Origin of the sequence: Lactobacillus delbrueckii subsp. delbrueckii DSM 20074 = JCM 1012, assembly GCF_001433875.1 — a bacterium.
Classification (GTDB): Bacteria; Bacillota; Bacilli; order Lactobacillales; family Lactobacillaceae; genus Lactobacillus; species Lactobacillus delbrueckii.
Genome location: NZ_AZCR01000084.1, coordinates 1 through 4,442, shown reverse-complemented (window position 1 = coordinate 4,442; position 4,442 = coordinate 1). Strand labels below are relative to the sequence as shown.

The following is a 4,442-nucleotide window of genomic DNA, read 5'->3' as shown; positions in this document are numbered from 1 at the left end:
CTTGACCGCATTTACCGGCGTAGATAGTCAAAATCTGCTAGATGTTATGGTAAGTGTTCAATTTATTCTTGCAATTGGCGTAAATATAATTTGTAGAGTTTATACGTGGAACTTCAAATTCACTAAACAGTTTTTTCTATAAAAGCTTCTTGCACTTCCTGTAGCAGAACCTATGATATGTTTGTTTATATAATTGACATATTGAAAAATAAGTAGGCCTGGAATATTCGACATTTTTGGCCTGAATCTCCACATGTTTTGATTTTGAAGACTTGGTGTCATATTTGAGGTTACGAATCCAGTTTTCCCAATACTTGCTCCAACCATTACTAAAACAGTATCAAACGCACTGAATGAAAATTTTTTATATTCATCAAATAATTCTTTAGAAATATAAACCACGTCATTTTTTGAAAATAGATGATTATCATTAATATTTTTTGTCCTTAGAATCATTAATTCATTGGTGTCTACATATTCTTTACTTTTGAAAGCATATTCGTTTTGGATTGTTGATATCTGTGAAAACTTAATGTTCTCACTATCAAGTTGACGATCAAAGTGTATTTTGGCCAGTTTAAATAAATTATCATTTATCCTACCAAAGAAAGAGGTGAAAGCATTGTCATACATTGATGAGAGAGACGTTGAAAACTTGACGTTAGAAGAATTAGCTGAAGAGGGCTATACGGTACTTAAGAGTGATAGCTATACCGAACCTAATGTTGAGGTTGACGCAGAACGTCAAAATGACCACACCAAGGTTATTCTTGAAGGTCGGCTCATGTCTGCTTTGAAAAGATTCAACCCTGGTTATGACGATGAAATCTATAGACTGGCTTTACGCCAGTTCAAAATTCTGGCTGATAGCCCGGATATTATGATCAATAACCACTATTTACATAATTTGCTAGTTGGTGGCGCAAAGGTTAAAACTGTTGATAAGGGTGAAGACAGGACCATAACTCTTTATCCAATTAATTTTAAAAATTGGCAGGATAACGATTTTTTGGCGACCAATCAATTTACGGTTAACCAGGGGGAGCACGAGCGTCGGCCAGACGTAACCATTTTTGTCAATGGATTGCCGTTAGTGACATTTGAATTAAAAAATGCTGATAATTCCAACGTTGGTGTGAGAGAAGGATTCGCTCAACTTGGGACATATAAGCATGATGTTCCAAATTACATGCGCTACAATCAGATTTTGGTCTCATCAGATGGTATTAATGCGCGTGTAGGCTCAATGACAGCGGGAATAGATCGCTTTATGAGATGGCGTGAACCTCGAAATGTTGAACTTGAAAGCGGAACAATGGAAATTGAGACGCTCATCAAGTATATGCTCAATCCTAAAGACCTGCTCAATATCATTAAGAACTTTATTATCTATGAGACTGATAGAGACCAGACAATCCAAATTTTGGCTGCTTATCACCAATATTACATGGTCAATAAGGCAGTTGAACGCGCAAAGCAGACCCTCGCAAATCCCAAAGATAAGCGAATTGGTGTGGTCTGGCATACTACTGGCTCAGGTAAGTCTCTATCAATGGTATTCTTTGCCGGTATTGTTGAACGTGAACTAAAGAACCCAGCGATCTTGGTGATCAACGACCGCAATGACCTGGATGATCAATTGTTTGATACTTTTTCTGCCGCTCATGAATATCTTCAGCAAACTCCAGAACACGCTGAAGACCGTAGTGAAGTTAGAGACTACATGAGCAGAAAGTCTGGTGGTATTGTTTTTAGCACCATCCAAAAGTTCTCTCCAGATTTCGAACTAGGAGAAACTGAGATGCCTGTTCTGACAGATCGTAATGACGTAATTGTCATTGCTGATGAGGCCCACAGAACTCAGTACGGCCTTGAGGCGAAAATGACCGATAATGGGATTCGGTATGGTTATGCTAAGTATCTAAGGGATGCACTCCCAAATGCATCGTTTATTGGCTTTACAGGTACGCCAATCGATATGGCCGATAAATCGACTACCGCCGTTTTTGGTAACTATATCGATGTTTACGATATCACTCAAGCAGTTAAAGACCATGCGACTGTCAAGATCTACTACGAAAGTCATGTTTTCCCACTTGCGATTAAGAAAGAGGACCAGGAAAAGCTGGCCAAGCTTATTAATGAGAGTGGCATCGATGATGATCCAAATCTGCCACAGAATGAACGTCGTAAGCGAGAAATGACTCGTATTCAAACGCTTGCGGGCGCTAAGTCTCGTCTTCAAGCAATTGCAAAACACTTCGTTAAGCACTTTGAAACTCGCCAAAAATCGGCCTTTGGGAAATCTATTATCGTAGAAAATTCGCGGACTAATGCTGTTCGACTGTATGATGAAATTATCAAGCTAAGACCAGAATGGCACGATGATGATCTTAACAAAGGGAAGATTAAGATCGTTATGACTACAAATGCTTCCGATGGCCCGGAAGTTGCAAGATTCAAGACTACTAAGTTGCAACGACAAGCTTTACAACATCGGATGAAGGATAACAATGACGAGCTTCAGATTGTCATTGTTGTTGATATGTGGCTGACAGGCTTTGATGTGCCAAGCTTAAATACGATGTATATTGACAAGCCTATGCATGGACATAACTTAATTCAAGCAATTGCCCGGGTCAATCGTGTATTCAAAGACAAGGATAGCGGCCTAATTGTTGACTACATTGGTATTGCAGAGTCCTTGAACCAAGCATTACGGAAGTATTCTAAGAATGATCAGGGTCAAGTCGGAATTAGTATATCAAAGGCCTTATCTTTACTGAAGGATAAGTATAATATCATCAGAAATGATTTCTTATATGGCGTTAATTATAAAGGGTTCGACTCAGATGATAAGACTATCCGAATTAAAGTCGTTTCGAAAGTCGCGAATGAATTGCTATCAGAAAGCGAAGACGATCAGCAAAAGTTCCTTACAACTGTTTCTCAAGCCCAAAGACTGTATGCCTTGGTAGCTACCCAAAAAGAAGCGCAAGAGTTAGCACCTGAAATTGCATTTTTTGGTGCAGTAAAGGTGTTCCTAATTAAAATTAAGTCAAATACTTCAGATCCAGGTAAAATTGGAGTCGATTATCGTCTACTGCAACTGATAGACCAGTCAATCATCACAGAGCCGGAAGTTGATATCTACAAAGACTTAGGACTCGAAAGACCAAGTTTGGACTTGATTTCGGATGAATTTTTGCAAAAAGTTTCTGAGATGGAGGAGAAGGACTTAGCTATTAATATCTTGGAAAAGATCCTTAAAGCCAAGGTTAAGCTGATACAGTCAACCAACGTTGTACAAGGTAAAAAATTCCAAGAAATGTTGGAAAACTCTATCAAAGAATATAATTTGCGCGGTATTACCAGTGAAATTGTAATCCGTAAATTGATCCAAATGGCTCAAGAAATTAATAAGGAGCAGCAGAAGGGGAAGGACTTAGGCCTCTCGCCTGAAGAAATCGCTTTCTATGACGCCTTGGCAAACCGTGAGAAGGCTGTTCAGATGCTTGGCGAGGAAACTTTACATAAGATTGCCCATGAATTAGTCAAGACCGTTAGGGCCAATGCCGGGGTTGACTGGTCTAGACGTAAGAATGTTCAAGCCAAAATGAGAATGGCGGTCAAGCGACTGTTACGTAAGTATGGTTATCCCCCGGACTTTGCAAGTGAAGCTGTCGACAATGTTTTAGAACAAGCTGAGCGTATGGCCGCTAACGAGTCATAGGTAGGGCTAAACACTTAATTTGGAGTACAGAAAGAGTTAGATACATTGGTAAAACATCTTAGCGAGCCAGATTTGTAACCCTTTTATTAGGATGTCGTACGTGTGTGATAGAATTATGGAAATACAATAGCATTAAAGCTTATTAAGACGAAGAATGCTGCTTTCGCCGTGGATGAAGTTCAAGACGATGTTAGAGAAAAAATGGGTATTTTATTTGGCAGAGCAATCCACCTTTATGCCAAAAGAGTGCCAACTGCTGCAAATCCCAAAGGAGTGATGCAGTACTCAGACTACTTTTCAAACCAAGCTGTGCAAGTTTGCCGGAAGGACAACATCGTTGAAGACCGCCCGGTAAACGAGGCAGAAAATAAGATTTACCAAGAGCTTTCAACCGGCCAGAGCCTTGATAAAGATGACCGCGAATATCTACGTGATAACTATTCTGAATATCAAGAATAATCCAGAATATAGCTAAAGCAAACTTCCTAAGAATCCCAACGCCAATCAAGGTGCTGGGATTTATTTTGTCCTTGTTCAACTCCAGAAGCTCGTCAAGCTATCAAAGCCGTAAGTATCTCTGAATAATTGCGAAAGGAGCGAGAAGATGTCATCGAACGAGAGCTGCAGTTGTGCGGCTATTTCGCGATCGTGACCTCCGAAAAGATGACAGCCTCTGAAGCCTTGAATCTTTACAAGAGCCGCGATATCT

At 39.8% G+C, this 4,442-nt stretch carries 3 protein-coding genes; 2 read left to right on the top strand and 1 reads right to left on the bottom strand.

The features are described from left to right. Positions 1 to 99: 99 nt before the first annotated feature. Complete coding sequence (locus tag FD23_RS08215; RefSeq protein WP_025896446.1) at positions 100 to 633, bottom strand: restriction endonuclease subunit S; 534 nt, start codon at positions 631 to 633, stop codon at positions 100 to 102. Here FD23_RS08215 and FD23_RS08210 point away from each other — a divergent pair. Both FD23_RS08210 and FD23_RS08205 read left to right on the top strand, forming a co-directional pair. Further along, complete coding sequence (locus FD23_RS08210; protein WP_052933776.1) at positions 623 to 3,733, top strand: type I restriction endonuclease subunit R; 3,111 nt, start codon at positions 623 to 625, stop codon at positions 3,731 to 3,733. The genes FD23_RS08215 and FD23_RS08210 overlap by 11 nt on opposite strands. A gap of 168 nt (positions 3,734 to 3,901) precedes the next feature. Then, positions 3,902 to 4,192: a hypothetical protein gene (locus FD23_RS08205; protein ID WP_230844912.1), complete on the top strand. Its 291-nt coding sequence runs from the start codon at positions 3,902 to 3,904 to the stop codon at positions 4,190 to 4,192. The last annotated feature ends 250 nt before the right edge of the window (positions 4,193 to 4,442 follow it).

Bases quoted from the DNA above. Each gene is read 5' to 3' on its own strand.
- FD23_RS08215 (WP_025896446.1), bottom strand. From the start codon at position 633: ATGTATGACAATGCTTTCACCTCTTTCTTTGGTAGGATAAATGATAAT.